At 24.8% G+C, this 3,908-nt stretch carries 2 protein-coding genes and 1 pseudogene; all 3 read left to right on the forward strand.

Annotated features, from left to right (window positions below):
* On the forward strand, positions 1-1,561 hold a 1,561-nt coding region (locus KTO59_RS03700; protein ID WP_284928700.1), incomplete at its 5' end, for a hypothetical protein.
* Between the two features lie 74 nt (positions 1,562-1,635).
* Positions 1,636-2,466 (forward strand): hypothetical protein, encoded by an 831-nt coding sequence (locus KTO59_RS03705; RefSeq protein ID WP_284928701.1) that lies wholly within the window; start codon positions 1,636-1,638, stop codon positions 2,464-2,466.
* A 137-nt stretch (positions 2,467-2,603) separates the two neighbouring features.
* A pseudogene (locus KTO59_RS03710) lies at positions 2,604-3,908 on the forward strand (hypothetical protein); the annotation flags it as partial.

The following is a 3,908-nucleotide window of genomic DNA, read 5'->3' on the forward strand; positions in this document are numbered from 1 at the left end:
GGAAAAAACCGAGCAATCAAAAATTTATTTAACTGATAAACAAGAACAATTAATTAAATTAAATCTAGAATTAAGTAAATTACAAACACAAAAAGCTTCTTTAGAACAAGAAGTCAATGCTTTAAATAACCCTTATCACGATTGGTTAAATAAATGTCAAATTAAAAAAGATAAAAAAACATTAACTGTATACCATAGTTTAATTTCAAATGAAACAAATACACAAAAATATACTGATAACGACGTATATTACGCTCCTCAACCATTTCAAGTAGAAATTAAACCATATAAAAACATTGAAAATTATGACGATAAAGAAAATGATGCAGTTAAAAATACAAAAATATTTGAAGCTCAAAAAACCGAAATTGATGGAACAGTTGTTTATTATATAAAATTCGATATATGGCCTGAAAATGTAAAACAAAAGACTTTAAACCACCATGAAATAAAAGTTTTAGATCACTATAACAGCGCTCGTTTTAACAAAATAGAAATGAAATTTAGTCATGACGTTTGTTTAACTCCTCCTACACAAGAATTAAGTGAAAATAGTCTTCTTCGTTTAAAGGATAAAACGAAAGAATTACTAGATATTTCAAATCAAACAACAAAATTAGAACAAGAATTAAATCAAACTAAACAAGAAATGAAAGAGTTAATCGAACAAACTACTCCTGATGAAACTTTAGAAATAGAAGTTCAAAAAAAAGAAAAACATATCAAAGATTTAAAAAAAGACATGGATGAATTAACTATTAAAGAAAAAGGTTTTCAAGAAGAAATTCAGACTTTAACAAAAGAAAATGAAAATTTAAAAGCTAAATATGATAATGATTTAAAAAACGTAATAATTGAATTAAAATCAACTAAAACAATAAACGCTCAACTAGAAGCAGAGATAGCTCAAATACAAGAAGAATTAAAAAATACTAATCAAATTAATAATAATTTAATTAAAACGTTAAACGATAAACAAGAAAAAATTCAAGAATTACAAACAAAAATCATAACTTTAGAAGAAAACGAAAAAAAATTAAAAGATATTATTAACACAAAAAATGAAGAAATAGCTAAATTAGAGAAAATAGTTCAAGAACAAGCCACAGAAATAAACCGTTTAAATGCTGAAATTGAAAGACAAATTGAATTATATACAGAACAAGGCAAACATATTCAACAATTAGAAGGAACAATTAAAGGACTAGAAGAAGCGAATGAAGCTTTAAGCAGTGAGAATCAAGAGTTATTATTAAAAATTAAGGAATTAAGACAACAATTAGAAGATGAACGAAAAGCTCATGAGAAGACTAAGACTGAATTAAATGAAGCAATAAAAGGTTTAAAAACAAAAATACAAGATCACAACAAAAAAAGCGAGACATTAGAAACTAAGAAAAACACATGGGGCAACACAGCAAAAACAATCGGTAAGAGTACGGCGGCAGGAGCAGCAATAGGTAGTATAATTCCAGGAGTTGGAACAGCAGCAGGAGCACTTACAGGAGCAGGAATAGGAGCAGCCTCTTATGCTTGGGATAAATTCAAAAGTTGGTTTTAATTAAAAATAATTATGATAAAATAAAAAATATTATTTAATCTTAATAATTAATTTTCAAAAAGGAGAATTTTATTATGTTTTCAACTATTCAAATCATTATTTTAGTAGTTTTAACTCTTTTATTATTTATTTTAGGACCTTATTTGATTATTCTTCGAGAAAAAAAATTAAATCAAAATCGAATTCAAAAAATCAGTCCTAAAGGAAAAATTATTTTTAATTTGTTTATTGGTATTATTGTTATATCATTTAGTGCATTTTTAATGCATGTTAATAATAAACCAGAAGTTAAAAAAGAAAGTAAACCTGTTCCTACTCCTCAAATAGAAACAAAATATGAATATTATTATAAAAAAGGAGAATATGGTACTAAATATAAATTAACTGAACAAGATAAACCTTATCGCAACGAAAAAGGAAAATTAATGTTGAATAATGTCGGAGAAATAGAAGAACCATTAATCGAAAAAACATATACATTTTTCGGTTTCAATGGTTTCGATCAGTGTCAATACAAAGATAAAATTCCTAAAGATTTAATTCATTGTATTAAAGAACCTTTTAATAAATGGTGTTTTTATAAAAATCCTTTTGCTATTGAAGAAACAAATTATTTTAGTCCTGCATATTTTAATATAGATACTTTGAGTACTAACTATAACGGACCTGTATTTTCTGTATTTAATAATAGTTTTGTCGAAAAAGACGACACTATCAAAATGGATTATGAAGGCCCTAAATATTTATTAGAAGAAGACAAAGATTTTTATGTTAATGAAGTTAAATGTCCTATACAAATGGCGAATAAAAAAGTAGGAACAACTACTTATTATCTTCACTTTAATCCAAAAAAACAATATATTACTCTTTATAATGAAAAAATGAATATCAAAGAAAAAAAATAAAATAATTTACCACAAAAAGAGAGATGAAAAAAACAACTTTTAATCAAAAAATCTTTTATAATATAAAAAAAGATTTTCCAAAATATTAAAATCAACCTTAAAACAGTTTATTTTTAAAAAAAGAGAGTATTTTAAATATGAATAATGATAATATTAATGATAAACAACAAAATAATTTTTTTATTTATTTTTTTATCATTTTAGCATTATTATTTATTTTTTTGATAATTATTAGTAGAGATTATAAGCCTCGTTTAGAAGCTGAAGAACTTAAAACTAATAAAATAATTAAAAAATATAATGATGATGTAAAAGAAGAAAATAAAGATTTAAAAACTGATTTATCTGAAGTATTTACAGAACTAAAATCAGTTGAACCTGTTGAACCTGTTAAATCTGTTATACCAGAGATACCAGTGCCACCAGTAAAACCAGATATACCTGTTGGACCAGTTAAACCTGTTATACCAGAGATACCAGTGCCACCAGTAAAACCAGTAATACCTGTTGATCCAGTTAGACCTGTTGATCCAGTACCAGGATGTGGAGGAGCTGGGCCTGTTATACCAGTGCCACCAGTTAAACCAGTTCCACCTGAAACTCCAGTTATACCTGCTCCACCTGTTAAACCAGATATACCATGGTGTCCTGGACCTGTTATATTACCACCAGATCCAAAACCTATTCCATCACCACCACCTAATCCAGTTAAAGAAGAATTTAATTTTTTCTTTAAACCTTATTTAACTTATAAAGATAAAGAAGGTAATACAATTAGAGAATATAATTTTTTCCCTGGTATGAAACCCACTGGTAAAGACCATAAAGGTAGATTAAATTATTTTTCAGTTCCAGAATTTATAGAAAATTGTAAAAAATATAATTTTAATACATTTCCAGCTATTATGAGTGAAGGCACAGAAAATATATATAATAAAGAATATGAAGATATTTCTAATTATAAAAAGAAAAACGGTTGGATTGTTTCAAAAGCTAATTTGAATTTAATTTTAACTAATAAACCAGATAATAGTCCTGAATTAATGACAAAAGATATAAAAAACAATGATTTTGTTAATATTTCAATTTGTTTTTTGAATGATGCAACTTTTTTAGATTTTTTATCACGTATTAAGATATATTTAAAAGAAGAAAAATATACTCATATGCGTTTTGTAACAAAAAATTTAGAAGCTGAATTTGATTCTTGTTATTTTTGGTTAAATAATCTTAATGATATTACTGATGTAAATAAATTAAATTATTTAAAAAGTAAATATAGTTATAATTGTAGTTTTTTATATAGTGCATATTTAAATAATTTAATAAATGAAAAAGAATTTTTAAATCAAATTAACGAATTTAATAATAATTATAAAGACTTTTTTAGAGGTTTAGAATTAGAAGAAAAAGAAATATTTTATAATAAAACTAAACAAATC

The organism is Candidatus Phytoplasma sp. AldY-WA1, from assembly GCF_020312115.2.
In the GTDB taxonomy this organism is placed as follows: Bacteria; Bacillota_I; Bacilli_A; order Acholeplasmatales; family Acholeplasmataceae; genus Phytoplasma; species Phytoplasma vitis.